The sequence below is a fragment of the Mesorhizobium sp. ISC25 genome, from assembly GCF_042295465.1.
Lineage (GTDB): Bacteria > Pseudomonadota > Alphaproteobacteria > Rhizobiales > Rhizobiaceae > Mesorhizobium.
Genome location: NZ_CP135441.1, coordinates 187,606 through 214,074 on the forward strand (window position 1 = coordinate 187,606; position 26,469 = coordinate 214,074).

A 26,469-nucleotide genomic window follows, 5' to 3' on the forward strand; every position below is an offset into this window, starting at 1 on the left:
CGCCGCTTGCAGGTGGAACCGCAGCTTTGAGGCCAATGTCTGTCCGTTTTCCGTGCGTCAAAAAAGCGACCTCGGTCGGGGGCTTGCTATCCCGCGACGCCAATTGGAAGACGTGCACCACGAGCCTACACATAAATTCGAGCTTTCAGCTTCATCCATTCGAGCTTTCAGCTTCATCCATTCGAGGGATGCTTCATCCAGTCCGTGGAAGTGTCACGTCCTGATATATGGATGTCGGGCACTATGCGCCGGCGGTCGTTGGACGCTCGCTCGCCGAAATTGACACGACACCCCGTCTCAGCCATCCTTGAGCCGGCCGTCTTGTCTTGCGGCTCTGCGTGTATGAGCAAATTGCATGGCCAGTTCCGCTACCAGCCAAAAATCCAAGCGCGCCGCGGTGCGCAAGGCGCTCGACCGCCACAAGGTCTACATCACCGCGCAGCGTTTTTCGGCCGGCGGCTACAGCGCGCGGGTGCTGGTCGACGGCGAGGCCTATTGGGTCGACGAATTCCGGCTCAGCCAGCTGCAGCAGGGCCTGTCGCCGGCCGAACTCGAATTGACACCGGCCACCGACGATTGAGCAGCGTGACCTCCCATCCTTCGTCATCCCAGGGCGGAGCAGGAGCGAAGCTACGTCGCGGAGACCCTGGGATCCATGCCGTGACATTGGAGCGCCGCTGCGATGGGATTTTGATGCTGCGCTCGTTGCTTTTGCCCACCACCTACGTCTAGTCCATGCCAGCTCCTTCGAAGCTCAAGGCCTACCGTGCCAAGCGCGAATTCACGAGGACGCCCGAACCGGCCGGTGGCCCGGCTGCCGGTGAGGGCAATCGTTTCGTCGTCCACAAGCATCACGCCACCGCCGATCACTACGATCTGCGCCTGCAGGTCGGCGACGTGCTGAAGAGCTGGGCGGTGCCGCGCGGCCCGTCGCTCAATCCCGCCGACAAAAGGCTGGCGGTCGAGACCGAGGACCATCCGCTCGAGTATATCGACTTCGAAGGTGTCATTCCCGAAGGCGAATATGGCGGCGGGCCGATGATCGTCTGGGATACCGGCGTCTGGGCGCCGATGGACGATGTCGAGAAGAGCCTGCGTACCGGTTCCTTCAAGTTCCGGCTCGCCGGTGAGAAGCTCAATGGCGGCTGGATGCTGACGCGGCTGAAACCGAAGCCCGGCGAGGATGAGGGCAAGAAGAACTGGCTGCTGTTCAAGGAGCGCGATCTCGCCGCCGATGCCACGCTCGACATACTGGACGCCCGGCCGGAAAGCGTCAAATCCGGACGCCGCATCGAGGAACTGGTGGCAGCGCCGAAGCCTGCCGCCAAACCTGTCAGGCCGGTGGTGCTGAAACCTGGCGCTTTGCCGGGCGCCGTCAAGGCGGCGCCGCCTTCCCGGATCGAGCCGCAACTGGCTACGCAGGTTCCGAAGCCGCCGGGAGGTGAACACCCCGCGGAAAAAACACGCGAAGTCTGGCTGCACGAGATCAAGTTCGACGGCTACCGCACCATGGCGCATGTTTCCGACGGGAAGGTCAGGCTGATCACCCGCGCCGGCCTCGACTGGACGAAGCGCTATGGCGACCTGCCGCTTGCATTTGCCAGGCTGCCCTGCCGCGAGGCGATCATCGACGGCGAGGTCGTCGCGCTCGACGCTAAGGGCATCAGCCGCTTTGCCCTTTTGCAAGACGCGCTCGCCGAAGGCGCCGGCAACAAGCTCCACTTCTACGCCTTCGATCTTCTGTATCTCGACAGCTGGGACTTGAGACAAGCGCCGCTCCGCCGGCGCAAGGCGCTGCTTTCGCAACTGCTGTCCGGTCTCGGCGCCAATTCGGCCATCCAGCTCAGCGATCATGTCGAAGGCGACGGCCAGGCACTTTATGACCAGGCATCCGAGATGGGGCTCGAGGGAGTCGTCTCCAAGCGCGCCACGGCGGTCTACCAGAGCGGCCGTACCAAGACCTGGACCAAGACCAAGGCGCTCCAGACCGGCGACTTCGTCATCGCCGGCTACACAGTCTCCGATGCGGCAGAGGGGTTGGCTGCACTTGGCCTCGGCGAATTCGAAGACGGCGAGCTGCACTATCGCGGCAAGGTCGGCACCGGCTTCGATGCGGGGACAGCAGGCGAATTGCTGGCGCGGCTGGAGCCATTGCGGGCCGGTGCATCCGCGCCCGAAGGGGTTCCCCGCGAAATCATGCGCGAGATGAACTGGGTGCGGCCGCTGCTTTCGGCACATATCCACTACGCCAACCGGACCACCGACAATGCGCTGCGCCATGCCGTGTTCCGCGGCCTGCGCGACGTCGGCCTGTCGACGCCGGTTTCGGCCAAGCGCAAGCGGCTGATCGCCGAGGCCGACCTCGCGACAATCTGGGTGACCAACCCGACGCGGCGGCTGTTCGGCAAGACCGGCCCCACCAAGCTCGATATCGCCGTCTATTACGCGCTGGTCGGCGATTTCATGCTGCCGCATATCCTTGGCCGGCCGGTGTCGCTGGTGCGCTGCCCGACCGGCAGGCCGCAGGACTGTTTCTTCCAGCGCCATGCCTTCACCGGCATGCCGTCATCCGTGGCGACCTTCGAGGCGACCAATTCGGAGGGCGAGACCAAATCCTATCTCTCGGTGGAAGACGCCAAGGGCTATCTGGCGCTGGCGCAGTTCGGCGTCGTCGAGTTCCACACCTGGGGCACCCATCGCACGCGGCTCGACAAGCCGGACCTGATCGTTTTCGACCTCGACCCGGGTGAAGGGATCGCCTGGCGCGAGGTGGTTGAGGCGGCGGTGCACATTAAGGGCGAGCTGGAAGCGCTAGGGCTGGTGCCGTTCGCCAAGACCTCCGGGGGGCACGGCATCCACATCACCGTGCCGGTGACACAAAAGCAGAACTGGAAGAAACTGCACCAGGCGACCAGCGCCGTCTCCACGCATCTTGCCGCCACCGCGCCCGACACTTTCACCACCACCATGGGCAAGGACAACCGCAAGCGGCGTATCTTCATCGATTATCACCGCAATGCGCGCGGCCACACCTCGGCGGCTCCCTATTCACTGCGCGCCCGCACCAACTTGCCGGCCTCGACGCCGGTGAGCTGGAGCGATCTGGAATCCATCGATGCTCCGCAGGATCTGAATTATTCCTCGCTGCCGGGCCTGCTGGCGACGTCAGGCGATCCCTGGGCCGACATGGAAGATTTCGCCCGGGATTTGCCGGTGATAGGCACCCCGAGGTAGTCCTGCGTGCGCGGCCCCAGACTCCATCGACGCTCCGGAAAATTTGAATTATTCTTCCACTAGGCCCCACCGCCGACTCCCGAGCTGAGATGGAAGATTTCGCTAGGGATTTGGCGGTATTGTAAGGGGGCAATGTAGGATTTCGGCAGCCGCATTCGTCCTCCGGACGAAGGAGCGCTGCGAACAGTTCGACAGCACAAGGCCGCGTAGGAGTATTTCATGGCGCCCAGGGCAAGTTGGAAAGGTTACCTCAAGCTCAGTCTGGTCAGCTGTCCGGTCCGGCTCTATCCGGCGACCAGTGCCAGCGAGCGCATCAGCTTCAACCAGCTACACAAGAAGACGCACAATCGCATCAACATGAAGCCGGTCGACCCCGAGCTCGGGCTGGTCGAGCGCTCGGACCTGGTCAAGGGCTACGAATACGAGGACAAGCAGTACATCATCATCGACGATACCGATCTCGATGCGGTGCGCATCGAATCCAACCATACGATGAACATCGAGGCCTTTGTCGACGAGCATTCGGTCGACGTCATCTATCAGGACGCGCCCTATTACCTGGCGCCGGATGGCGCAATGGCCGAGGAGACCTTTGCCGTGTTGCGCGAAGCGATGCGCAAATCCGGCAAGCTGGCGATCGCCCGCCTTGTGCTGTCCAGCCGCGAGCGCGTGGTGACGATCGGCGCGCGCGAGAACGGCATGTTCGTCTGTACCTTGAGGAATCCGAACGAAGTGCGTGGCACGGCTGAATATTTCGGCAATATCCCGGCCGGAAACCCCGATCCCGAAATGCTGCAATTGGCCGAAGCGCTGATCAAGCAGAAGGAAACCACTTTCGATCCAAAGAATTACGAGGACCGCTACGAGATCGCGCTGATGGCGATGATCCGCGAGAAGCTCAAGGGCCACAAGCCTATCATCGCGGCGGCGCCTGAGCGCGGCAATGTCATCAATCTCATGGATGCGCTGAAGGCGAGCCTGTCGCAATCGGCCAAGCCGCCGGCCAAGTCCAAGAGCAAGGCCGATGAGGCGGCGAAACCGGCAGCCAAAGCAAAGTCCGCCAAGGGCGGCGCCAAGGAAAACCCGCTCAAGGCCAATCTGCTGCAGGCTGTCGGTAAGAGCAAAGGGTGACGGCGCCCACTGGCACGATCTTCGGCACTATCGGCGCGCTCGCGGCGTTTCCGCTTCGCATGGCGGCGCGCGAGGTCGCGCGCCAGCATGGCCAGTTGCGGCGCGGAGTCACCAGACGCACCACCCATGTCGTATTCGGGCGGACGTTCCTCGCCAAGGCTGATGATGCCGAGATTGAGCGCCGCGTCGTCACCGAGCTCGCGGCCGGGCGCAAGCTGGTCAGCGAGAACGGCTTCCTGCGCCTGCTTGGACTGATGAAGGCGCCAGAGGCATCCGCGCTGTCGCGACAGTCGCTCATCGACCAGTCGCGCTTAGCTGCATCCGATCTCGACCTTTTGTCGCTGTTCGACGCCTTCGAGCATGATTGCGAACCGTTTTCCTTCCGCGACCTGATCCTCGCCCGCAAATATGCCGGGCTGGTCGCCGGCGGGGCCTCATGGGGGGCGATCACGCGCTCTGTGCACCGCTCAGGCCCGATCGCCTCGCTCACCGCCAAGTCGCTCGCCGTCGGCTCGCAGCATGGGCGGGCCGATGCCATCTATCTCGAGGGCGGCCAGAGCGAACTCGACGGCCAGCTGCTGTTCGATCTGGGTCCGCCTAATTCAGGAATGTATGGCGACGATACGCTGGAAGAGTTGTTCGCCGATGCCGAAGCGGCGGAAGAGGCTGAAGACCACCAGCAGGCCGCGGCACTCTACCAGCGCTGCCTGGCCATCGACCCGAGCGATGCCATTGCCGCCTTCAACCGCGCCAACTGCCTGCGCGCGGCCGGCCACGCGGCCGAGGCGGCGCACGACTATGCCCGCGCGATAAAGCTCGATCCCGGCTTCGTCGAGGCTTGGTTCAATCTCGCCGGGCTGATGAGCGAAGAGGGGCGGGTGGCGTCGGCGCGCCGCCATTTGCTCAAGGCGATCGCACTGGATGCGAAGTACGCCGATGCGGTGTTCAATCTTGCGAGGCTGGAGTTCGACGCCGGCAATCTCGCCGAGGCGCGGCGGAGCTGGGTGCGCTATCTTGAACTCGACGCCAGCTCCGAATGGGCGCGCATGGCGGCCAAGGGGATACAGTTCGTGGATTTGCAGCTGGCGCGGATGTCGGCGGGTTAGGGCTTCATTTGGTCGCGCTTGAACACCCCCCTCTGGCCTGCCGGCCATCTCCCCCTCAAGGGGGGAGATCGGCAGCTTCGGCGCCCCGCGTGCCTTTCAGCTTTGGTGGTTGGCGAAAACGCCGACGTCATCCAATCTCCCCCCTTGGAGGGGAGATGTCCGGCAGGACAGAGGGGGGTGCGAAGGAACTCGGCCTTCACCTGCGGGCCACCCCATGACCACCTTCCTCTTCGACGGTCCCGACACCGCCCCAATCACCATCTTGCTCGCCCATGGCGCAGGCGCTTCGATGGACTCTGCCTCGATGACCGCCACGGCAAAGGCGCTCGCGGCGGCCGGGTTCCGCGTTGCGCGCTTCGAATTCCACTACATGGCGGCCCGCCGCTATGGCCACCGCAAGCCGCCGCCGCGCGCCGAGACGGTTAACCCGGAATACGTCAAGGCGATCGCCGACCTCCGGGCGAAGGGCGTGAAGGGTCCGCTCATCATCGGCGGCAAGTCGATGGGCGGACGCGTCGCTTCGATGATCGCCGACCAGATGTTTTCAAAGGGCGAGATTGCAGGGCTGCTGTGTCTCGGCTATCCCTTCCATCCGCCGGACAAACCGACGCAGCTTCGGACAAAACACCTCGCCGATCTCAAGACGCCGACATTGATCTTCCAGGGCACGCGCGACGAGTTCGGGACCAAAGACGAGGTCGCGACCTATGGTCTATCCGACGCAATCGAGATCTTCTGGCTGGAAGACGGCGACCATGATCTGAAGCCGCGCAAAAACATCTCCGGCTTCTCCACCGCCGATCATCTGAAGACGCTCGCTGATGCGGTGAAGGCGTGGACCGAACGCATCGTGCGCTGAAGCAGGCCCATGAAGATCGCCACCTTCAACGTCAATAACATCAACGGCCGGCTGCCGAACCTGCTCGCATGGCTGGCCGCGGCGAAGCCCGACATCGCCTGCCTGCAGGAGCTGAAGGCCAGGCAGACCCAGTTTCCGCGCACCGCGCTGGCGGCCGCCGGCTACGGCGCGGTTTGGGTCGGGCAGCCGACCTGGAACGGCGTCGCCATACTCGCACGGGGTACAGAACCCGTTCTGACCCGCGAGGCGCTGCCCGGCGACGACAGCGACCAGCAGGCGCGCTACATTGAGGCAGCGGTCAACGGCATCGTTATTGCTTCGCTCTACGCGCCGAACGGCAATCCGCAGCCCGGCCCGAAATTCCAGTACAAGTTGGCCTGGCACGAGAGGCTGGAGGCGCATGCGGCGCAGTTGCTCGACACCGGCCTGCCGGTGGTGCTGGCCGGCGACTACAACATCGTGCCCGAGCCGCGCGACATTTACCCGACGCGCTCCTATGACGACAACGCGCTGGTGCAGCCGGAAAGCCGCGCATCGTTCCAGCGGCTGCTCGACCAAAGCTGGCTTGACGCGCTGCGCAAGAAGCACCCGACGGAGACGCTCTACACATTCTGGGACTATCGCCGCAATCGCTGGCCGCGCGATGCCGGCCTGCGGCTCGACCATGTCTTGCTCAGCAAGAAGCTGTCGCGCCGGCTGGTAGCGGCGGGCATCGACCGCGACGTGCGCGGCGAGACCGGCGCCAGCGATCACGCGCCGGTCTGGGTGGAGTTGCGGTGAAGCATGAAAGCTGGCGCCGCTTTTCCGGGCGGCAACCAGTCAGGTTGGCCGCGCCGCTTCGCGGGCGAAGGCCTCGATCAAAGGGGCGTATCCCTCAAGGTCGGGCTGTGTAGCGAAACTATGGCTAGCGGCGGTCGAAGCCCAGGGCAGCTTTTCCGACGTGAAGACCTCGACGAAAGGCACGTACCAATGGTGCTCGTCCAGCATGGTCGCACGAACGTTGACAAGGAAATCCAGGCCATGCGGACGCGTGAACATCCAGTTCTTGCAATGCGGGCAATAGAGTTGCCGATGCGGGCCGTGCAGGCCGCCGATCACCGGCTCGCCGTGCGTTATGGCGAAACCGTCGCTCGGCACCGCGATGGTCAGGGAATACGCGCTGGCGCTCAGCTTCTGGCAGCCGGTGCAGTGACACGCCGTCGTCAGCAAGGGCGGCGCGCTGATGCGAAAGCGTATTCCGCCGCACAGGCAACCGCCGTCCCAAGGTAGTTTCCAATCGTCCATCGCCGGCCTCGCGTTAGCCTCTGCCAGCGATCTAGCGCGCGACCGCCAAGCTGCAATCTCCCCCTTGACGGTCCCACGAGGGAGGAGATCGGCAGCTTCACGTCCTTCGCTCAGGAATCGTGAACACCACGTCGGCGCGGCCGTAGCCGCCATCGGCGACCTCCTCGATCAGCACCATCGTGTAGGGGCGAACGCCTTCGCCGAACATCTCGACGAACAGGGCTGTGGTCTTGTGGACGAGGTCCTCCTTCTGTCCGGCGGACAGCGCGCGCTCAGGCACCTTGAAATTTGCAAACGGCATGATGTCGATTTCCTGTTGGTTGATGGAGATAAATTCAGACCGTGCCGCCATTGGCGCGCAGCACCTGGCCGTTAACCCAGCCGCTGTCCGGTCCGGCGAGGAACGACACCACGCCGGCGATATCGGCGGGCTGGCCGAGCCGCTCGAGCGGGATCATCCTGGTGATCGTTTCGACCAGTGCCTCGGACTTGCCGCCGAGGAACAGCTCGGTGGCCACCGGCCCCGGCGCCACGACATTGACGGTGATGCCGCGCTGCCCGAGTTCCTTGGCCAGCACATGCGTCATCGCCTCGACGCCGGCCTTGGTGGCAGCGTAAACGCCGTAGGTCGGCTGGTAGAGCCCGACCACGCTGGACGAGAAGCTGATGATGCGGCCGCCGTCGCGCAGCCTTCTTGCGCCCTCGCGCATGCCGCGGAAGACGCCACCGAGATTCACCGCGATCTGCTGCTCGAAACCGGCGTCGTCCATCTGCGCGATCGGCGCGAGCTTCATGATGCCAGCATTGTTGACCAGCACATCGAGGCCGCCAAAGGCCTGCTCGGCTGCGTCGAACAGATGCGCCACGCCCTTGGGATCGCCGACATCGGCCTGGACGGCGATCGCCGTGCCGCCCGCCGCCTCGATCCCGCGCACCACGCCTTCGGCGGCTTCGGCGCCCCTGGCATAGTTGACGACGACCGAAAAGCCGTCGCGTGCCAGCCTTCGGGCAATTTCGGCGCCGATGCCCTTCGAGGCGCCGGTTACCAGCGCCACCTTTCCATTCCGCGTAGTCATGTCAGCTCTCCAATTCTTGTCGGCTGAAAATAGGCGATAAATCTTGCGGGATAATCGATCGGGACTTGCCAACACCATTCGGATATGGCGAACAATGGCGATGGATAGTCTCGACCGGATGCGCTTGCTTGCCCGTGTGATCGAGCGCGGCAGCTTCACCGCGGCGGCCGCCGATCTCTCGATGTCGCGATCGACCGCCACCGAGGCGATCAAGGACCTTGAGGCGCGGCTGGGGGTCAGGCTGCTCGAACGCACCACGCGCCATGTCAGGCCGACATTGGACGGCCAGGCCTATTACCAGCGCTGCCTTGCCATCCTTGCCGATGTCGAAGATGCCGAGGCCGGCTTTCAATCGGCACAGCCGCAGGGCCTTTTGAGGATCGACGTGCACGGCTTCATGGCCCGCCATTTCATCCTGCCGCGGCTCTCCGAATTCCTCGACCGCTACCCCGGGATCGACCTGCATATCGGCGACGGCGACCGGCTGGTCGATCTGGTGCGCGAGGGCATCGACTGCGTGCTGCGTTCCGGCGAACAGGCCGACAGCGGCATGATCGTGCGGCGAGTGGCGACATTGCGCGAAGTCACCTGCGCCAGCCCCGCCTATCTCGACAAGCACGGCATGCCGGCAACCCCCGACGATCTCGAAGGCCATCTGATGGTCGGCTTCCGCTCGTCGCGGACCAGCGAGGTCATGCCGCTCGAATTCACCGTCGGCGGCGCGTTGCGCTATGTCACCCTGCCCAACCGGGTGACGGTCAACGGCTCCGACACGATGGCGGAGCTGGCCCGTCTCGGCTTCGGCCTGGTGCAGGCGCCGCATTACCGCTTCGCCGGGGATTTCGCACGCGGCACGCTTGTCGAAGTGCTGCCGGATTACCCGCCGTCGCCGACACCGCTGTCGGCGCTCTACCCGCAGAATCGCCAGCTCGCACCGCGGGTACGCGTGTTCATCGACTGGGTGACCGGGATTTTTGGCGAGGATGGGACATCCGGCCGGGTGTGATCGTGCGCCGGGCCGCCGGCTACTTTGCGAAGGGTGATCGGACGAGATATGCCGTGACGGGCGGGATTGCGTGAGACAAAGGCTGCGCGCTCGCTGCGTTCGCGTCCAAAGGCCGGCAAACTGTAGGAGATCACCGATATCGCTGCGCTGATCGAAGCGAAGGAAGCCGTAAAGCCGATGGTCGCGGAACGTATAAAAACGGACCGCCTCACCTTCACGATGGAAAATTCGGACAGTTAGCCGACAACTCGGCCCATGCTCGATCCAATTCGACTTTCGATTGGGTCTTTTCAATGCTTTTCGCGGTGGCGTTGTCGATGAAGTTGCTTTCGATCCGCATGACTCGAAAATTTCCACCTGACGGCCGCTGATAGAGGACAATATAGCCGCAGTAACGATCGATGTTTTCAAACTTCGCCGCTATGTCGACTGCGGCATAAACGCCGGGAAAGGCAGCGTTCGCTGGGTCCTTCAACCACGTGAATTTGAGTAGCCGGCGCTCGCGCACAGCGCCGGCCTGAGAATGGAAATCTTTACTTTGCTCCAAGAAGGCATTCGATGGGATCAAAGCTTTCGCGGTATCAGTCATCATTTCGTATGCCCGCCCATACTCTTGGTTATCGAGCGAAACGAAATAGCGACCAACCGTTTCCGTTGCATCTCGAACCGCGTCCTCCGAGGGCGTCCACTCTTGCGATTGTGCGGGTAGGATCGCAACCAACACCGAAGTCACGATCGCAAGGAAAGCTACGGCTGCATGTGTCATGGGAATTTCTTCGCAGGAGCTTGCCACGAATGCAATCCGGTCACGGCCGATAGCCAGAATTTCGAACTGACCCACATCCCAATAGCGCGCTATGTTAGCGCTGCTGCAAGCGGATTGTCACATATCTCGAACTCCAGCCACCTGCCCTTGCGCTGCGCGTCATCGCGACCCTGATCCTTGATCAGCTCCGCCCTCGTGCTATAAAAAACCATGTCAGGGACCAGCCCCGCGGCCACTGCGCCGCTCATCGTGATCGATCTTCAGACCGGCATGTTCGACGGTGTCGCCGAACCGCCGATCCATGATGCCGACGGCATGGTTGCCCGCACCCGCGCGCTGATCGAATGGGCACGGCGCAGCGGGCGCAAGATCGCCTTCATCAGGCACGACGGCCCGCGGGGCGATCCTCTGGCGCCGGGTGAGCCGGGCTGGCCGGTGTGGCCGGCGCTCGGCCAGGCCGTGGACGAGCCGACTTTCGCCAAGCGTGTCGGCGACGCGTTCAGCAATGCCGCGCTTGCAGAATGGGTGGTCGGGCAGGGCGCCGGCGAGGTCGTTCTGATCGGCGCGCAGACCGATTTTTGCGTGGCGGCCACGGTGAAGGGCGCCTTTGCAGCGGGCCTGGGCGTCACCGTGATTTCCGACGCTCACAGCACGCTCGACACCACCAGCGAGACCGCCGCGGAGATCATCGCCCGGCACAATGCGGCATTTGCCGCCGCCGGGGTCAATCTGCTGATGACGAAGGCGCTGATCGGCGGCTGATGCGATCACTGGGATGAGGGCTACTTAAGCCAAGACTCGTATGCGGCCATTCCGTCGTATTCCCATTCGAAGCGTTTTCGTAGGGCGCGGACGCTTTCCTTCCACGTTTTTCCCTCGCATTTATCGAGAATGTTGAGGAGGCTTTGTTTGAGGCTGGGCCAGTGAAACTCTTCGACGAAGATGACCGCGCGCCGGTTGAGATTTATCTGATCCCTGATCTGGTTGGCGATGACGTGCACTTCGAAGTAGTCGCTTCCAATATCCTCGTCCCAACCGATCACCAGGGTTAGTGCCAGAGCGAAGCTCCTGGGATTCGTCGGCCGCCACTGTTCCAGTATTTTCTCGCTGTCCGGGATTTTCATGCCGGAGCGGATTTCCTGCTCGGTACAGCCCTCGCTGATCAGGCTTTTCGGAACAAGCTGACCGTTTTTCAATATTGGACCGAGATTCCCTGCGCTAACGCCTCTTAACCTCAGCCGGGATGGATAGACGATATTTGACATGGCCGTCTTTGCAAGCTTGCAATCACCGCAAGGTAGTGACCAATTCTCGGCCAGGCAATCGATGTCCATCAACCCAAAAGGCTTTGGGCGATTTGGCGCAGGTATTCATGATTTGCGGGCTTCCTCTGGCGCGGCCGATCGCGTAAGGCGCAGGGAAAATCCCCTGAAGCCTCGCATGGAAGCATGATACGTCTCGAGAATATCAGCAAACAGAACGGCCGCCAGATCGTCTTCATCGAAGCCTCCGCCGCGTTGCAGAAGGGCGAGAAGGTCGGGCTGGTCGGGCCTAACGGCGCCGGCAAGACGACGCTGTTTCGCATGATCAACGGCGAGGAGCAGCCCGACGAGGGCCAGGTCTCGGTCGATCGCGGCGTCACGATCGGCTATTTCAGCCAGGATGTCGGCGACATGTCCGGCCGCAGCGCCGTCGCCGAAGTGATGGACGGCGCCGGGCCGGTGAGCGAAGTGGCGGCCGAGATGCGCGAGCTCGAGCACGCCATGGGCGACCCCGATCGCGCCGACGAGATGGACGAGATCATCGCCCGCTACGGCGAGGCGCAGCACCGCTTCGAGGAGCTCGACGGCTATGCGCTGGATGGGCGGGCGCGCGAAGTGCTTGAAGGGCTCGGCTTCAGCCAGGAGATGATGGACGGTGACGTCGGCAAGCTGTCCGGCGGCTGGAAAATGCGCGTAGCGCTGGCCAGGATCCTTTTGATGCGGCCTGACGCCATGCTGCTCGACGAACCGAGCAACCATCTCGACCTGGAAAGCCTGATCTGGCTGGAGCAGTTCCTGAAGAACTATGACGGCGCGCTGCTGATGACCTCGCACGACCGCGAGTTCATGAACCGCATCGTCAACAAGGTGGTCGAGATCGACGGCGGTTCGCTGACCGCTTACTCCGGCAACTACGAATTCTACCAGCAGCAGCGGGCGATTGCCGACCGGCAGCAGCAGGCGCAGTTCGAGCGCCAGCAGGCGATGCTGGCCAAGGAGATCGCCTTCATCGAGCGCTTCAAGGCGCGTGCCTCGCATGCCGCCCAGGTGCAGAGCCGGGTGAAGAAGCTGGACAAGATCGACCGTGTCGAGCCGCCCAAGCGCCGCCAGAAGGTATCGTTCGACTTCCAGCCCGCGCCGCGCTGCGGCGAGGACGTGGTGACGCTGAAGAACGTGCACAAGGGCTATGGCTGCCGCTCGATCTACGAGGGACTGGATTTTCAGGTGCGCCGCCGCGAGCGCTGGTGCATCATGGGCGTCAACGGCGCCGGCAAGTCGACGCTGCTTAAGCTGGTGGCTGGCGCTTCCGAGCCGGACAATGGCACGGTGGCGCGCGGCCCGAGCGTCAAGATGGGCTATTTCGCCCAGCACGCCATGGAAGTGCTGGAGGGCGAGCGCACCGTGTTCCAGACGCTGGAAGATGCGTTTCCGCAGGCCGGCCAGGCGCCGCTTAGGGCGCTGGCCGGCTGCTTCGGCTTTTCCGGCGACGAGATCGAGAAGAAATGCCGCGTGCTGTCGGGCGGCGAGAAGGCACGGCTGGTGATGGCGCTGATGCTGTTCGACCCGCCCAATTTGCTGGTGCTGGACGAGCCGACCAACCACCTCGACATCGCCACCAAGGAGATGCTGATCACGGCACTGTCGCAGTACGAGGGAACCATGCTGTTCGTCTCGCATGACCGCCATTTCCTGGCAGCGCTGTCGAACCGGGTGCTGGAACTGACGCCCGAGGGCATCCACACCTATGGCGGCGGCTATACCGAATATGTCGAGCGCACCGGGCAGGAGGCGCCGGGGTTGCGGAGCTGAGGCGCGGATCCGGCTCTGTCGCTCCCGTCACCCAAAGCGCGTCGCGTTCGAACGAACTGCTCAGCCGTGTATCGCAATTTCGCGAAGCGGATCGCCGCCGTCGATGAACCGCCGGCCTTGCGCGGTCAACGCGGCCTTGAGCCGTTGCAGGGCAATTTTTCCTGCTTCGGGATGACGCCCGTCCAGCGCGCCGACGCGCACCGCAACGGCAATGTCGAAGTGCTTCTCGTCGGCCTCCAACTCGAAATCCTCGATGGCGACCTGGCGAAGGCTCAGCCGGCCTGCCGCAATCTCGGCGCGCGAAGCGGCCCCGACCTGCGCGATGGCCTTGGCCGAGCGGTCGATCGCCAGCACATGCCCGCCGCCGATCCTGCGCGCGATCTCGCGCGCTGCAGCACCTGGTCCGCAGCCGATCTCCAGCACTCGCATGCCCGGCCGCAAGGGCAGCGCGTTGACGATCGCCAAAAGCCTTGGCGACAAGTCGTTCGCCATACGCTCTTCTCCAGTTTTTTCGCGATCCGAGATTAGCGACCGCGGCCGGCGACGGGAAGGCCGAGAGACGCGGGCATGCCGATGTGTTCAGCTGGTGTGTCCACTTGGGCGCTGGTTGAGGAGGGGCATGATCGACTTCGAAGAGGTCGACGATCCGGTCGGCCGTCTCGACCGCGGGCGACCGAGCAGAACCCGAGCGGCCCGGCGTCGTTGACCTGAGGGGTAGGAAGGGACTGGCGCCGAGCCTAACCGGTGGGGGGTAGATTACCGGCCGTTTATGTGTATACGCTCAAGCTAATATAAGAGCAAGCTAATGTTTTGCGTCAGCGATGCGGGACGTTGGTTTCTGATCAGTGGACGGCCGCCGCTTCTGGCCGCGCACTCCAACCGGCCCAGCACCGCTTATTGCCTTCACGTGCTGGCTCCAATGCTGTACCCCGGCCCGAACTTCAAGGAGCCTCGATGACCTCACATCCCGACATCCCCGACGCCGGCATGGCGGTCGATGCGGCCGGCATGACAGCCGATGACGAGCGCGCACGCGAGGCGGATGCCGCGTGGCAGGACGATGTTCGCGAGGGCGTGCGGCATATAGGCGATCTGGATTCGCTGCCGCTGTCGCCAGCCGAGCGCGCGGCGGCCGAAGCCGCGGCCACGCGCCACAAGGTTCGCATTCCCAAGGCCTATCTCGACCTGATCGACTGGAACGACCCCGCCGATCCGATACGGCTTCAGGTCATCCCGTCGCCCGATGAACTGGCGGAGCAGGAGGGCGAACTCGACGATCCGATCGCCGACCACGCCTTCAGTCCGGTGCCGCGATTGACGCATCGCCATGCCGACCGGGTTTTGCTGTTCCCAACCTATCAATGCGCGGTCTATTGCCGGTTCTGCTTTCGTAAGGAGTCGCTGACGTCGATCGGCCGGGGTTTTTCGCGCGAGGCGCTGGAGCCGGCCTTCACCTATATCGCGGCCCATCCGGAAATCCGCGAGGTGATCCTGACCGGCGGCGATCCGCTGTCCCTGCCGGACAAAGCACTGGCGGAAATCCGCGCCCGAGTCGAGGCGATCCAGCATGTGCGGCTGTTGCGCATTCATACCCGCGTGCCCGTCGCGCTGCCGTCGCGCGTCACCGGCGGGCTGGTTCAAGCCCTGCAGGGCCGGCTGATGGTCACGGTCGTCACCCATTTCAACCATCCGCGGGAGATCACTGAGGCGACCGAGCGGGCCTGCCGTACTTTAAGGCAGGGCGGCTTCGTGCTGATGAACCAGAGCGTTCTGCTGAAAGACGTGAACGATACGGTCGAGGTGCTGGAGGAACTGTGCCGGGAGCTGATGTACCGCCTCGGCGTCAAACCCTATTACCTGCACCACGGCGACCTCGCGCGCGGCATGGCGCACCGGCGCACCACCATCGCCGAGGGCCAGGCGCTGGCCTGCGCCTTGCGGGCGCGCCTGTCGGGCATCTGCAACCCCGTCTATGTGCTGGACCTGCCGGACGGCGGAGGGAAAGTGCCGCTCGGTCCGTGCTATGTCGAGGCGCGGGACGGGGAGACGTGGCGGATACGTGGGCTTGATGGGGCGGTGAGGGGTTATGGAGAGCTGGTTGGGGAGGAGGGGACGCGCCGCCGCCGTCCAAGCCAGCCCACCTTGGTGACGTGACATGCGGCCCTTGATTACGGAAGCATGCGTTAACTTCCGCTCTATTTGGTGCTTGCGCAATTGCTAAAATGGTGAAAACGTTGGTCCGGGGTAATGGGTTAGGGGAGTTCGTCCCGGCTGTTGCGAGTTCCGGGGCGGCGCAGAAAAGTCATGAACTTTCCACAGTTCCTGGTGGGGCTGACCACCACATCGTCCATCGTGGCGATCTCGACTTACTTTGCGACGGGTTCAATCTGGAAGACGCTGGCCTGGACGATCTTGACCTTGATCGTCATGCAGGTTGGATATTTTCTGTTCGTCGTCCGGTTGATCTACGGATCCGGGGCGAAAGACGCGGCGGCAAAGCCGCGGCGTCTGAGGGCTGTGCCGCCGAACCGTCGAGGTCGCGTTCAGCTTAGGTAGTAATGTCCCATATAGATATCATGGTCTAGACAGGACATGTTCGGTTCTGGGAATGTGCATTGGACGTTCCGCTAGTTTAGTCAACTAATATATATCGCCCAACTCATATCGTCGGTTTTGGGCTAGCGGGAAAACCTGGCTGCCGCTTGTACGATTGTGCCTGAGGCGACAGTTTACAATCGGCTGGCAACGGTCCTTTGCTGGTCGGCCTGTGAATCCGGCTGGTGTTTTCGATGGGGCGTTGAGGGCTATAAAGCTGTTCAACCGGGCGGCATCGAGGTGCGCGTCGGCCGGTCGAAGAGGGGGATGATGGCCACCGACGGAACGCCAAACGTGATTTTGCTGATCGGCAGCGCCCCCGACGTGGTGCGCTGCGCGGCCTGGCCCAAGCAGGCCTTCGGCAAGATTGTCGCCATCAACAATGCCTGGCGCGTGCGCGCCGACTGGGATTTCCTCGTCCATGCCGGCGATTTCCCGGCGGAGCGGATGCCGCAAGGCGATCCCCTGCAGCAGGCGCAGATCTTCAGCGCCTCGCATTACGTGCCGGCGCAAAACAGCTTTGGCGGCTTCGTCTATGCCGGCGGCACCATGTCGATGACGGCGGCCTACTGGACGATCCACAGCCAGAATCCGGACGTGCTGGCATTCCTTGGCTGCGACATGATCTACGATCAGCCCGGCAACACGCATTTTTACGGCGTCGGCCGGGCCGACCCTTTGCGCAACGACGTGACGCTGCGCAACCTCGAGGCGAAGTCGGCCCGCCTGCTCATCCATGCGCTCCGGCGCGGCTGCCTCTGCGTCAACCTATCCGATCTGCCGCGCAGCCGGCTGATCTTCCCGCGGCTGACGCTCGACGAACTCGGCGCGCTTTCTTCCTCGCAACTTTCGGAAATGAAGGCGGAGATGCTTGCCGGGCTGTGGCTCGATCAGGCGGAGGAGGCCGACAGGATGGAGGAGGAACTCGGCTATTTCTTCGAGGACGGCATGTACTGGAAGCACCTCGACAAGCTCGACGAGAAATTCCTGGCCAATATCGACCGGCTGTGGATGGCGGCGGTGGAGGCGAGCCTGAGCAGTCGGCCGAAGCTGCCGATCTCCCCTACAAGGCGGGAGATCGGCGCGTCGTCGGCTTAGCTTTTGGCCGCCTCGAGCTTGTCCTGCGTCTTCGTCTCGAAATCGCTGTCGTCATGGCGCTCGTGCAGCTGCATCGAAGGCTCGCCGAAGGTGCGGTTGACCATGCGGCCGCGCTTGACCGCCGGGCGCGCGTCGATGGCGTCGGCCCAGCGCTGCACGTTCTTGTACTGCTCCACCTGCAGGAACTCGCCGGAATCGTCGTACATGCGGCCCTTGGCCAGCCCGCCATACCAGGGCCACACCGCAATGTCGGCAATCGTGTAGTCGCTGCCGCCGAGATACTCGCTTTCGGCCAGGCGCCGGTCGAGCACGTCCATCTGCCGCTTGGTCTCCATGGCGAAGCGGTCGATGGCATATTCGATCTTCGTTGGCGCATAGACGTAGAAATGGCCGAAGCCGCCGCCGAGATAGGGCGCCGAGCCCATCTGCCAGAACAGCCATGACAGGGTCTCGGCGCGAGCCGGCTGCTCCGTCGGCAGGAATTCGCCGAATTTTTCGGCGAGGTAGAGCAGGATCGAACCGGATTCGAAGATGCGGACCGGCTTTTTCCCGCTGCGGTCCATCATGGCCGGGATCTTGGAGTTGGGGTTGACCTCGACGAAGCCGCTGCCGAACTGGTCGCCGTCATTGATCCTGATAAGCCAGGCGTCGTATTCGGCGCCGCTGTGGCCGAGCGCCAGAAGCTCCTCCAGCATGATCGTCACCTTGACGCCGTTCGGTGTCGCCAGCGAATAAAGCTGCAGCGGATGCTTGCCGACCGGCAGTTGCTTGTCATGCGTCGGGCCGGCGATCGGCCGGTTGATGCTGGCGAAAGCGCCGCCGTTTGGCTTGTTCCAGGTCCAGACTTTTGGCGGGGTGTATTGGTCCGTTGCGTAGTCGTTCATTCGGGAGGCCTTTGGAAGGGTTGGGTTGGGAGGATTGGGGAGGACATCAGATATCAACTTGGGTAATGGCGGAGAAATTTGCATAGGGCAGCTTGGGATAGCCGTAGGTACAGATAGGGCTGCCGGCGCTGTTGCAAAACCCCGGCGCGAACGGCGCGGCGCCGCTCCACGCCAAAGCCGGCGCCGCCCCTTGCGCCTGATCACCTGCGCCATACCTATAGCCCATATCGGCCTGCGAACATTGCCAGGAACCAAAGCATGAATATCGAGCCCCTTTTGCGATCCATCGTGGCCGTCCGCGCCACCGTCCCCGAAGACGCCTTCACGGCAGACGCGCTGGGCACCCGCCGCGAGGGCAGCGGCGTGGTCATCCGCGGCGACGGGCTGGTGCTCACCATCGGCTATCTCATCACCGAGGCCGAGGAGGTCTGGCTGGCCGACCAGGACGGGCGCGTGGTTCCCGCCCATGCGCTCGCCTACGACCAGGAATCGGGCTTCGGCCTGGTGCAGGCGCTGGCGCCGCTCGGGCTGCCCGCCATTGCGCTCGGCGATGCGTCCAGGGCGAAGATCGGTGATCCCGTCGTGCTCGCCGACGGCGTCGGCCGCTCCGTGCGGGCGCGGATCGTCACCAAGCAGGAATTCGCCGGCTATTGGGAATATCTGCTCGACGAAGCGATCTTCACGGCGCCGGCTCACCCCTCATGGGGCGGCGCCGGCCTGATCGGCGCGGATGGCAGGCTGCTCGGCATCGGTTCGCTGCGCCTGCAGATGAGCCGCAACGGCGAGGTCGCCGACATCAACATGGTGGTGCCGATCGATCTTCTGCCGCCCATCCTCGACGATCTCCTGACGCGCGGGCAGGTCGCCAGGCCGCCGCGGCCCTGGCTCGGCGCCTTCTCGGCCGAGAGCGACGGCAAGGTCGTGGTGATGAGCGTTGCCGAGGGCGGTCCGGCCGCCCAGGCAGGCCTTCGCCAAGGCGACGTCATCTCGGATGTCCGCGACACGGCGGTCGACGGGCTTGCCGATTTTTATCGCAAGCTTTGGAAGAGCGGCCCGGCGGGTGCCGAGATCCCGCTCCGGGTGCTGCGCGATGGCCGCGAAACCTGGCTGCGCGTCAAGTCCGCCGATCGCAACAGCCTGCTGTGGAAGCCACCTCTGCAGTGAGGCAACCGAAACCTCTCACTCTCCGCAAGCGCTGAAGCCAGTGCCCGGGGTCCACTCCGCGAAAGGGATGACCTTGCCCTCGACCGATACGGTCGCGTGCCTGGTGGTGCCGTCCGCCAGCTTCTTGCTGCTTTTGCCCGTGCCGGTCAGCACATTGTAGTCGCAGTCGCCGGCAACATTGTCGTCCATGTAATCCCAATATTCGTAGGCAAAACCGGCGACGACGAAGCTGCCGGCGCGCCAGGCGAGCGTCAACGTTTTATTGGTCCGCTCGCTGCCGATCTCCATCGCCGGAATATAGAGCTTGATCGAACCGTTGGGGAGCGCGGTGAGTTCGGGCTCGGTGTCGGATGTGGCGGGGCCCGGCCGGTCGTAGTTCTTCCATTCACCGTCAATCTGTTCATGCACGACTCCGGCAGGTCTGAGAAAATCGCCCTCGCGGTCCCTGAGGAACAAATGCAGGTCCATGGGATGGCCGGGCTCAGTCTCGACGATCATCGCCAGATCGGCGGCGCCGTCGCCGTTCCAGTCGCCGGTCGCCGCCGCGATGATCTTCTGGGTCTCGATCGGCTCCGCCAGGGCTGCGGCCGGCAGCAGCAGGAACAGACCGAATATTGTCGATCGCATGTGAAATCCCCCGAGTTTGGACAGGCCTGAGACGCAAGCGCTTTTTATGAGGCCCGGCTCTGCCGCGTCTCGGAGCGGCTTGTCTCGTTGAGCAGCCGGCAGAGCGAAACCGCTTCACGACGACTCAGGCCGATCAGCGCGATTTCCGAAAATTGCGCCGGCAGATCGTGAACGATGTCCCACACCATCCATCGGCCGTTCGGCTCCATGACACATTCGTAGCGCAATGGTTGTTCCTGCATCCGACCCCCGGCTTTGCTCACCGGACTGGTACAGTGTCGAGGTAAATGAGTTGTTGCGCCGCGAGAGTATTCCACGGCTGTCAAAACCAGGCGTTGAATCCCGCAGCCGCGATGCGACGAGCAGCGGGCCGGGGCGCCGGGCCGAAGGTGCCGATACTCTCGACAAGGCGGCAGGGCAGGGACGCTTCTGGCGTGAACGGCGGCGGCCGCCAAAAGTGGATCAGGCGTTGCGGCTCGCCATATGCGCGTCGAGCTTCCTCCTCGAGGGGCCGTAACGCTTGATGATGGTCGCGGCCTCGCTTTGCGGTATGCCGTATTTGCGGGCAAAGGCAGCGACCTCGTAGGGCTCTTCGCCGGAGACCAGTTTGCGATCCTGCTTGGTCTTGGATTTGTCGTCGGCCATGGCGTCCTCCATCACATCTGGTCGTTATAGGGCTCCTTGGTCCGGCCGACCATCCTGGCCAGTTCGGCAAAGGATGGCACGCCGGTTTCGCCCTGGGTATTGTTGGCCGCCTGCAGCAACCTGAGCGGAAAGCAGACGGCGTCGCGGTTGGACGGCGACATGTCTTCATAGAGACGCTCGTCGCTGGTCATCGCGGCCTCGGCCCGGCGCAACGCGATGTCGACTTCGTCGACCGACAGCAGGCCCTTGTGGACCAGCGCGTTGTTGACGGCCGCGATCGCCATCATCAGTCCTTCCAGCTGGAGATTGGCCACGTTCATCGTCTTGCGTCCTTGCCGGGCTTCTTGACCGTAGCTTTGCCGTCTGGCCGGATCGCTGCGCGCGGCGGGTTCTGGCCCTCCGAATGCCGGGTCTTGTCGTCGAAATCGTCAGCCGGCCTGGTCAATCCCATGCCGCCGGGAGGCGGCTTGTTGCCGGCCGCATCCTGCGAGAATTCGTCGGCCGCGTCGGGGCTCGTCTTTGCCGGATATTTCCTCGCTCCGGTCTCGTAGCGGTTCGGGTCGTCGGGCATGTCCTGTGCTCCGGTTGCAATGAGCAGATAACTTTCATGCGGCGGCAGCGGTTCCGTGGCGAAAAACGACGTTGCCGGTGCGCAAGCCTTCGCAATCTGTCGGGTTTCGTGCATTCTTGTGCATGCCAACGATGCTTCGCTTCGACGCGCCGGCAAAATGCTGCTCCTACTGCGGCGGGCGCGACCACGACTACGAGGATTGCCCGAAGCGCAAAAGCGATGCCGAACGGCAGAAGGAGACGCCAGGCAACGCGTACCAGCCCGCTGCCGCGGCTGCAGGGGAAATCCGTTAGCCAGCTTGAACCACCCCGCCGGTCCGACAGGCCGACGCGAAGATCCTTAGATGTCCAGAGGATTGCAATGCCGCCACTATTGTGGGCAAAAGCAGCACGGGCAATCAGGTTGGGGTGGGGCAATGACCGAAACGCAAGGCAATTCAAGTCGTCTGCAGGGCAAGCCGGGGACGGCATCGGGGTCGATCGGTTCCGGCCTGATCGCACTCGTCATCGTGGCGCTCGGCGTCTTTGCGCTGTTTGGATCCTGGTACACGATCGACCAGGGCGACCGCGGCGTGCTCTTGACCAACGGGGCGCTGAGTTCGGTCGTCGATCCCGGACTGCATTTCAAGCTGCCATGGCTACAGCGCGTCGAGAAGATCAGCCTGCGCCAGCAGGTGCTCAAATGGGGCTGCGAGAACCAGAACGATTGCAGCGGCCTGCCGGCCATGCAGGCCTATTCGCGCGACCAGCAGCCGGCCGACATGCGCGTCACCGTCAACTTCCACGTGCCGGCCGCCGAAGTCAGCAACGTCTACACCAATTATGGATCGATCGAGGCACTGGCCGACCGTGTCATTGCCAGGAAAGCACCGCAGGAGATCAAGACGGTGTTCGGCCAGTACGACGCGGTGTCGGTGATCCAGAACCGGGCGAAGTTCAACAAGGACGTCGCCGACGCCATCGCGGCTGTAACCGACGGCCCGGTGATGATCGACAGCGTGCAGGTCGAGAATATCGACTTTTCCGACGCCTACGAGCAGGCGGTCGAAGCCAGGATGACGGCGCAGGTCGAGGTGCAGAAGCAAGAACAGAACCTGCAGCAGGAAAAGATCAAGGCCGACATCGCCGTCACCCAGGCCAAGGGCCGCGCCGACAGCGTCAAGGCCGAAGCCGAGGCCAGCGCCTACAAGACCAGGATCGAAGGCGATGCGACCGCGGGCGCTATCAAGGCCCGCGCCGCCGCAATCGCCAACAATCCGCTGCTGGTCGAACTGACCAAGGCGGAGAGATGGAACGGCGAATTGCCGAAGTCGATGATCCCGGGTTCGACAGTGCCGTTCCTCGAACTCAGCACGCCTGCCGCAGCATCGAACTGAGGCGCGGCGCCGCGGCGCAAACCAGATCAGGACGGCGGCGCGGTAGCCGTCCCAGTGCGGTCACGGCTGAAGCACGGCGCCTTGGGCGATTGCTTGCGTTTTCCTGAGAAAAGCCGCCAGCAGTTCCATTCCCGCCGGCCAGTCGCCGAGACCGCTGTCGCCATTGATGTGGCCAAGCGGCCCGGCGATATGGAGATCGCTGCCCCAGCGCTCGGATTTCGCCCTGACATAGTCCAGCGAGCCACAGGGATCGTTGGTGCTGGCGACAATCAGCGATGGAAAGCGAAGCCGTTGTTGCGGTGCGTCGGCGAAGGCTCGAGCGGAGGAGGGGAAGGCCGGCGACGCCGGGTCCGGAACCGCGACCAGCAACGCGCCGCCGATAGCGCGGGTGGAGATCCGCTGCCAGTGTACGACCAGCAGACAGCCGAGGCTATGGGCGACGAGCACGGGTGGTGTCTTTGCCAGGCCTACAGCGGTTTCCAGCGCAGCCACCCAGTCGTCGAAATCCGGCGCGTCCCAACTCGCCGGGTTGAACCGCCGCATCGCCGGGTTTGCCTGCTGCCAATGCGTCTGCCAGTGGGCTTTGTCCGATCCGCCGATGCCCGGCACAATGATGAAGTCGGTCATGCGAAGCCCTTCTTTCCTGATGCAGCGCGTGCAATTCTAGGTCTTCTCCCAGGCGGCGGAATGAGAGATCATCGGAAAGCAGCGAAGAAATCCGATGGATTAAAGGCGATCATGCGGAACGGCGATTATCGGCCAAGGTACGATCCCACCGATCTGGCGATCATCGAGATCATGCAGGAGGATGGCCGTATCGGCATCTCCGAGCTTGGCCGCCGCGTCGGGCTGTCGCAGCCCGCCACCTCGGAACGGGTAAAGCGGCTGGAGGAGCGCGGCGTCATCACCGGCTACAAGGCGGTGATCAATTCGGCAGCGCTCGGGCTTGGCACCATGGCGGTGATCCGCCTGCGCACCACGCACGAGCATATCCAGGCCTGCCTGAACAAGTTCGCCCAATTGCCGGAGGTGGTCGAGGTGCTGCGGGTGACCGGCGAGGACTGTTTTCTGGTCAAGGTCGTGGTCCCGTCACCGCCCGATCTTGAAAGCATCGTCGACAGCATCGGCCACTACGGCACGGTGACGACAAATGTGGTTCTGCGCGCCGAGCAACCGAAACGGCTGGGACGCGAATTGATGACCAGGGCCTGACCGGTCTATCGCTTGGTCTGCGTATGCCCGACGGCATTGGCGAACGAGATGCCGCCCTTGATCTCGCGCATCGCCATCGAGGTGATCGTGCGCCGCACGCCGGGCAGCCGGCTGAGCTCCTCGCGCAGCATCCTGTCGAGCGCCATCATGTCGACGGTGACGATCTGCAGGAGGTAGTCGGCCTCGCCTGTCGTGGCGTGGCAGCGGCGGATCAGCGGATGCTTTTTGACCGCCGCCTCGAAGGCGTCCGACAGCTCGAAATCGATCGACACCTGGATGAAGGCCTCGATGCCGAAGCCGAGCTTGGCCGGGTCGATGCGGGTCGAGTAGCCGCGGATGACGCCTGCGTCCTCAAGCGCCTTGACCCGCTTCCAGCACGGCGTCTTGCTCAAGCCGACCTCGTCGGCGAGCGCGGCAAAGGAGATGCGGGCATCGCGTTCGAGCGCCGCGACGATCTTCCGGTCGACCGCGTCCAGCATCATTCGTTCTTCCAATCCGTTTCGGCGACAATTTTCGTCCTTCGTTTCCCGCCAATCGAATAACAGAAAGGGACAATGTTCGGCAAGAAAGCGATTAGACTCGGGGGACCGGGACCCAACAAGCGCCTGCGGCCCGATGGCCGGGGCAAGGAGCATGGCCATGGACAAGCAGGACTATTATGCCCGCATCGAAACGCCCGAGATGCGCGACTATGGCGTCTACCTCAAATGCGACAGGCTGCTTGCCTGCCAGAAGCCACTGGCCGAGATGGTCAATGCCGACGAGCTGCAGTTCCAGATCGTGCATCAGGTCGAGGAGCTGTGGATGAAGCTCATCGCCTACACGCTGGTCGATGTCGTCGATTTCCTGGAAAAGCAGGACACGCATCGGATCGTCACGCTGATGGGGCGCGTGCACCGGCTGATGCGGCTGATGACGGCGCAGCTCGACCTGCTCGAAACCATGTCGCCCAAGGAGTACCAGCAGATCCGGCTGCAGCTGGGCAATGGCAGCGGCCAGGAATCACCGGGTTTCAAGCAGCTGCTGCGCCTGCCGCCCGATCTCTGGCGGGCCTTCAAGGCGTCATACCTCGACGGCCGCGGCCTCTCGGTCGAAGATGTCTACGATACCGGCTACGATCACGGCGACAGCTATGTTGTTGCCGAAGCGCTTATCGAGTTCGACGAGCTGTTCCAGAAATTCCGTGCCAACCACCTCTATCTCATCCACCGCACGATCGGGCTCGGCGCGAAATCGCTGAAGGGCCGGCCGGTCGAATTGCTGGAGGCCGGCGCCCGCCACCGCTTCTTCCCGGAACTCTGGGACATACGCTGGGCGATGACCGACCGCTGGGGCAGCCAGTATGGAACGGTACGGGAGCCGATCAGCAAGCCGGGGGCCAAGGTGGGGTAGTCCTGAACCTGGTTCCTCGCCCCGCGCGCAGCGGGGGGAGAGGTGGCCGCGAAGCGGCCGGAGAGGGGCTTTTCCTCCTTGCAGGCGAAGGCCCCCTCTCCGTCGCGGCTTCGCCGCGCCACCTCTCCCCCACTTCGTGAGGGCGAGGAACCCCGGTCCTGTAAGGCCTTCTCGCCCCGCGCTTGTATCTCTCAGGTTCTTCGGGGGATGATGTCGGGCTTGCGGCTGGTGGTGCGTCCTTGGGGCACAACCATCGCAACTCTTGGGAGGACATCATGACCTTGGAAACCGCTCAATCAACCGTTCAGTCGCCGTGGCAGACCGCGGCAATCCTTATCGCCCGCCTGATCTTTGCCGCCGTCTTCCTGATGGCCGTGATCTTCAAATTCGTCGATATCGGCGCCACCGCCGGCTATATCGCGGCGGCCGGGTTTCCATTCCCGCTGTTCCTGGCCTGGTGCGCAGCCCTGCTCGAGGTCGTCCTCGTTCTATGCTTCCTGACCGGCGCCTTCTTCTCATGGGCAGCACTCGTCGCCGGCGCCTATGTGCTGTTCCTGGGCTTCGCCTTCCACGGGCCGTCGCACTGGGCCGGCAACCAGGCGGAGTTCGGCTTCTTCGTCGATCACTTCACCTTCCTGGCCGGGCTGCTGTTTGCCGCCGTGCACGGGCCGGGCAGCGTCCTGGCGCTGAAGCTTGGCAGGGGGTGATGCCAAACTTTGCTGCGGCGGTCATCCTCGGTCGCCGCGTCACATCTGGTCGTTGTAAGGTTCCTTGATCTGACCAACCATGCGTGCCAGTTTCGAGAAGGACGGCATGTCCGTCTCCGGCTGACATTGATTGGCCAACTCCAGCAGTCGGATCGGGAAGTTGACGGCATCGCGGCTCGACGCCGACATGCCTTCGGACCTTTCCTCGTTGGTCTCGCTGGCTTCGGCCTTGCGCAATGCGATGTCTATCTCCTCGACGGAGAGCACGCCCTTGCGGACCAGGACCTGATTGATCGATGCGATGGCCATCAGCAGGCCTTCGAGTTGCAGATTGGCGACGTTCATGGCTTTTGCTCCCATTGGCTAGGGTTCAAACGCGTCAGCGCGCGTTGCGATCCAGTGTGGAACAGCGGGCAGGTCTAGGACCGGTCGGGCGGCGGTAGCTGGGCAGAGTTGTTGGCCAGGCGAGCGTCGATGTCGCTCAGCTTCTGCGCAATGGGCTCGAGAGCCGCCACTGAACCGCGCTGAACGCGCACCAGTCCGCGCGGCGCCACCAAAGCGAGCAGGCGAGGGTATTCTCACATTTTTTCGCGTCTCAGGTGAATTTTGTTCTTGCTTTGTGCCGGCAGCTATGCTATTAATTTGGGTATGGTGCTAATTGGCTCC

At 63.4% G+C, this 26,469-nt stretch carries 33 protein-coding genes; 18 read left to right on the plus strand and 15 right to left on the minus strand.

The window, feature by feature from the left end; genetic code table 11:
- Positions 1-355: 355 nt before the first annotated feature.
- From RQ479_RS00985 to RQ479_RS01010, 6 genes are all read left to right on the plus strand, one after another.
- Positions 356-580, plus strand: coding sequence for a hypothetical protein (locus RQ479_RS00985; protein ID WP_352516621.1), 225 nt, complete (start codon positions 356-358; stop codon positions 578-580).
- 155 nt (positions 581-735) lie between these two features.
- Positions 736-3,234, plus strand: a complete 2,499-nt coding sequence (ligD, locus tag RQ479_RS00990; protein WP_376703792.1) for a DNA ligase D — start codon at positions 736-738, stop codon at positions 3,232-3,234.
- Positions 3,235-3,453: 219 nt separating this feature from the next.
- Positions 3,454-4,365 (plus strand): Ku protein, encoded by a 912-nt coding sequence (locus RQ479_RS00995; protein WP_352467904.1) that lies wholly within the window; start codon positions 3,454-3,456, stop codon positions 4,363-4,365.
- A gap of 59 nt (positions 4,366-4,424) precedes the next feature.
- A complete protein-coding gene (locus RQ479_RS01000) occupies positions 4,425-5,471 on the plus strand; it encodes a tetratricopeptide repeat protein (RefSeq protein WP_376706070.1) in 1,047 nt (348 codons plus the stop codon).
- Between the two features lie 214 nt (positions 5,472-5,685).
- The gene (locus tag RQ479_RS01005; protein WP_376703793.1) at positions 5,686-6,330 is read left to right on the plus strand and encodes an alpha/beta fold hydrolase; all 645 of its coding nucleotides are present in this window, start codon (positions 5,686-5,688) and stop codon (positions 6,328-6,330) included.
- 9 nt (positions 6,331-6,339) lie between these two features.
- A complete protein-coding gene (locus tag RQ479_RS01010; protein WP_376703794.1) occupies positions 6,340-7,110 on the plus strand; it encodes an exodeoxyribonuclease III in 771 nt (256 codons plus the stop codon).
- A gap of 39 nt (positions 7,111-7,149) precedes the next feature.
- Here the strand turns inward: RQ479_RS01010 and RQ479_RS01015 are convergent, their stop codons facing one another.
- The 3 genes from RQ479_RS01015 to RQ479_RS01025 form a co-directional block, all read right to left on the minus strand.
- On the minus strand, positions 7,150-7,614 hold the full coding sequence (locus RQ479_RS01015) for a GFA family protein (RefSeq protein ID WP_376703795.1): 465 nt from the start codon (positions 7,612-7,614) through the stop codon (positions 7,150-7,152).
- Between the two features lie 97 nt (positions 7,615-7,711).
- A complete protein-coding gene (locus RQ479_RS01020) occupies positions 7,712-7,915 on the minus strand; it encodes a 4-oxalocrotonate tautomerase family protein (protein ID WP_353026029.1) in 204 nt (67 codons plus the stop codon).
- Between the two features lie 34 nt (positions 7,916-7,949).
- Positions 7,950-8,690: an SDR family oxidoreductase gene (locus RQ479_RS01025; RefSeq protein ID WP_376703796.1), complete on the minus strand. Its 741-nt coding sequence runs from the start codon at positions 8,688-8,690 to the stop codon at positions 7,950-7,952.
- Positions 8,691-8,790: 100 nt separating this feature from the next.
- Here RQ479_RS01025 and RQ479_RS01030 point away from each other — a divergent pair, with 100 nt between their 5' ends.
- Positions 8,791-9,696 carry a LysR family transcriptional regulator gene (locus RQ479_RS01030; protein ID WP_376706071.1) on the plus strand — a complete coding sequence of 302 codons (906 nt, stop codon included), beginning with the start codon at positions 8,791-8,793 and terminating at the stop codon, positions 9,694-9,696.
- Between the two features lie 214 nt (positions 9,697-9,910).
- Here RQ479_RS01030 and RQ479_RS01035 read toward each other — a convergent pair whose 3' ends face one another.
- Positions 9,911-10,462 (minus strand): DUF4019 domain-containing protein, encoded by a 552-nt coding sequence (locus RQ479_RS01035; protein WP_376703797.1) that lies wholly within the window; start codon positions 10,460-10,462, stop codon positions 9,911-9,913.
- 210 nt (positions 10,463-10,672) lie between these two features.
- Here RQ479_RS01035 and RQ479_RS01040 point away from each other — a divergent pair, with 210 nt between their 5' ends.
- Positions 10,673-11,224, plus strand: coding sequence for an isochorismatase family protein (locus RQ479_RS01040; RefSeq protein ID WP_376703798.1), 552 nt, complete (start codon positions 10,673-10,675; stop codon positions 11,222-11,224).
- A 20-nt stretch (positions 11,225-11,244) separates the two neighbouring features.
- Here the strand turns inward: RQ479_RS01040 and RQ479_RS01045 are convergent, their stop codons facing one another.
- Positions 11,245-11,727 carry an Imm8 family immunity protein gene (locus tag RQ479_RS01045; RefSeq protein ID WP_376703799.1) on the minus strand — a complete coding sequence of 161 codons (483 nt, stop codon included), beginning with the start codon at positions 11,725-11,727 and terminating at the stop codon, positions 11,245-11,247.
- A gap of 183 nt (positions 11,728-11,910) precedes the next feature.
- Between RQ479_RS01045 and RQ479_RS01050 the strand changes: the two genes are divergently transcribed.
- The gene (locus RQ479_RS01050) at positions 11,911-13,533 is read left to right on the plus strand and encodes an ABC-F family ATP-binding cassette domain-containing protein (protein ID WP_376703800.1); all 1,623 of its coding nucleotides are present in this window, start codon (positions 11,911-11,913) and stop codon (positions 13,531-13,533) included.
- Positions 13,534-13,593: 60 nt separating this feature from the next.
- On the opposite strand, the gene RQ479_RS01055 is transcribed toward RQ479_RS01050, so the two are convergent.
- Positions 13,594-14,025, minus strand: coding sequence for an SAM-dependent methyltransferase (locus tag RQ479_RS01055; RefSeq protein WP_376703801.1), 432 nt, complete (start codon positions 14,023-14,025; stop codon positions 13,594-13,596).
- Positions 14,026-14,541: 516 nt separating this feature from the next.
- On the opposite strand from RQ479_RS01055, the gene RQ479_RS01060 reads away from it, so the two are divergent.
- From RQ479_RS01060 to RQ479_RS01070, 3 genes are all read left to right on the plus strand, one after another.
- Positions 14,542-15,687, plus strand: coding sequence for a KamA family radical SAM protein (locus RQ479_RS01060; protein WP_376706072.1), 1,146 nt, complete (start codon positions 14,542-14,544; stop codon positions 15,685-15,687).
- Positions 15,688-15,837: 150 nt separating this feature from the next.
- Positions 15,838-16,089, plus strand: a complete 252-nt coding sequence (locus RQ479_RS01065; RefSeq protein ID WP_376703802.1) for an exopolysaccharide production repressor protein — start codon at positions 15,838-15,840, stop codon at positions 16,087-16,089.
- 309 nt (positions 16,090-16,398) lie between these two features.
- On the plus strand, positions 16,399-17,226 hold the full coding sequence (locus RQ479_RS01070) for a hypothetical protein (RefSeq protein WP_376703803.1): 828 nt from the start codon (positions 16,399-16,401) through the stop codon (positions 17,224-17,226).
- On the opposite strand, the gene yghU is transcribed toward RQ479_RS01070, so the two are convergent.
- Positions 17,223-18,110 (minus strand): glutathione-dependent disulfide-bond oxidoreductase, encoded by an 888-nt coding sequence (gene yghU, locus RQ479_RS01075; protein ID WP_376703804.1) that lies wholly within the window; start codon positions 18,108-18,110, stop codon positions 17,223-17,225. The genes RQ479_RS01070 and yghU overlap by 4 nt on opposite strands.
- Before the next feature lie 258 nt (positions 18,111-18,368).
- On the opposite strand from yghU, the gene RQ479_RS01080 reads away from it, so the two are divergent.
- Positions 18,369-19,274, plus strand: coding sequence for a S1C family serine protease (locus tag RQ479_RS01080; RefSeq protein WP_352465364.1), 906 nt, complete (start codon positions 18,369-18,371; stop codon positions 19,272-19,274).
- A 15-nt stretch (positions 19,275-19,289) separates the two neighbouring features.
- On the opposite strand, the gene RQ479_RS01085 is transcribed toward RQ479_RS01080, so the two are convergent.
- The 5 genes from RQ479_RS01085 to RQ479_RS01105 all read right to left on the minus strand — a co-directional run bounded on the left by RQ479_RS01085 (position 19,290) and on the right by RQ479_RS01105 (position 21,117).
- Positions 19,290-19,901 (minus strand): hypothetical protein, encoded by a 612-nt coding sequence (locus RQ479_RS01085; protein ID WP_376703805.1) that lies wholly within the window; start codon positions 19,899-19,901, stop codon positions 19,290-19,292.
- Between the two features lie 44 nt (positions 19,902-19,945).
- The gene (locus tag RQ479_RS01090) at positions 19,946-20,143 is read right to left on the minus strand and encodes a hypothetical protein (RefSeq protein ID WP_376703806.1); all 198 of its coding nucleotides are present in this window, start codon (positions 20,141-20,143) and stop codon (positions 19,946-19,948) included.
- Between the two features lie 220 nt (positions 20,144-20,363).
- On the minus strand, positions 20,364-20,546 hold the full coding sequence (locus tag RQ479_RS01095; protein ID WP_023675702.1) for a DUF3606 domain-containing protein: 183 nt from the start codon (positions 20,544-20,546) through the stop codon (positions 20,364-20,366).
- Between the two features lie 11 nt (positions 20,547-20,557).
- Positions 20,558-20,866, minus strand: coding sequence for a hypothetical protein (locus tag RQ479_RS01100; protein WP_292656357.1), 309 nt, complete (start codon positions 20,864-20,866; stop codon positions 20,558-20,560).
- Entirely contained in the window at positions 20,863-21,117 is a 255-nt protein-coding gene (locus tag RQ479_RS01105; protein ID WP_376703807.1) for a hypothetical protein, read from the minus strand. Before RQ479_RS01105 ends, RQ479_RS01100 begins: the two co-directional genes overlap by 4 nt.
- 122 nt (positions 21,118-21,239) lie before the next feature.
- Between RQ479_RS01105 and RQ479_RS01110 the strand changes: the two genes are divergently transcribed.
- Together RQ479_RS01110 and RQ479_RS01115 are read left to right on the plus strand one after the other, a co-directional pair.
- On the plus strand, positions 21,240-21,410 hold the full coding sequence (locus RQ479_RS01110) for a hypothetical protein (RefSeq protein ID WP_376703808.1): 171 nt from the start codon (positions 21,240-21,242) through the stop codon (positions 21,408-21,410).
- 122 nt (positions 21,411-21,532) lie between these two features.
- Complete coding sequence (locus tag RQ479_RS01115) at positions 21,533-22,492, plus strand: SPFH domain-containing protein (RefSeq protein ID WP_376703809.1); 960 nt, start codon at positions 21,533-21,535, stop codon at positions 22,490-22,492.
- 60 nt (positions 22,493-22,552) lie between these two features.
- Here RQ479_RS01115 and RQ479_RS01120 read toward each other — a convergent pair whose 3' ends face one another.
- Entirely contained in the window at positions 22,553-23,119 is a 567-nt protein-coding gene (locus RQ479_RS01120) for an RBBP9/YdeN family alpha/beta hydrolase (RefSeq protein ID WP_376703810.1), read from the minus strand.
- Between the two features lie 111 nt (positions 23,120-23,230).
- Here RQ479_RS01120 and RQ479_RS01125 point away from each other — a divergent pair, with 111 nt between their 5' ends.
- Complete coding sequence (locus RQ479_RS01125; RefSeq protein ID WP_376703811.1) at positions 23,231-23,704, plus strand: Lrp/AsnC family transcriptional regulator; 474 nt, start codon at positions 23,231-23,233, stop codon at positions 23,702-23,704.
- A 5-nt stretch (positions 23,705-23,709) separates the two neighbouring features.
- Here RQ479_RS01125 and RQ479_RS01130 read toward each other — a convergent pair whose 3' ends face one another.
- Complete coding sequence (locus tag RQ479_RS01130; protein ID WP_376703812.1) at positions 23,710-24,186, minus strand: Lrp/AsnC family transcriptional regulator; 477 nt, start codon at positions 24,184-24,186, stop codon at positions 23,710-23,712.
- 157 nt (positions 24,187-24,343) lie between these two features.
- Here RQ479_RS01130 and RQ479_RS01135 point away from each other — a divergent pair, with 157 nt between their 5' ends.
- Both RQ479_RS01135 and RQ479_RS01140 read left to right on the plus strand, forming a co-directional pair.
- The gene (locus RQ479_RS01135) at positions 24,344-25,096 is read left to right on the plus strand and encodes a tryptophan 2,3-dioxygenase family protein (protein WP_376703813.1); all 753 of its coding nucleotides are present in this window, start codon (positions 24,344-24,346) and stop codon (positions 25,094-25,096) included.
- Between the two features lie 275 nt (positions 25,097-25,371).
- On the plus strand, positions 25,372-25,803 hold the full coding sequence (locus RQ479_RS01140; RefSeq protein ID WP_376703814.1) for a DoxX family protein: 432 nt from the start codon (positions 25,372-25,374) through the stop codon (positions 25,801-25,803).
- A 39-nt stretch (positions 25,804-25,842) separates the two neighbouring features.
- Here RQ479_RS01140 and RQ479_RS01145 read toward each other — a convergent pair whose 3' ends face one another.
- Positions 25,843-26,148, minus strand: a complete 306-nt coding sequence (locus tag RQ479_RS01145; RefSeq protein WP_023675713.1) for a hypothetical protein — start codon at positions 26,146-26,148, stop codon at positions 25,843-25,845.
- Positions 26,149-26,469: the final 321 nt, after the last annotated feature.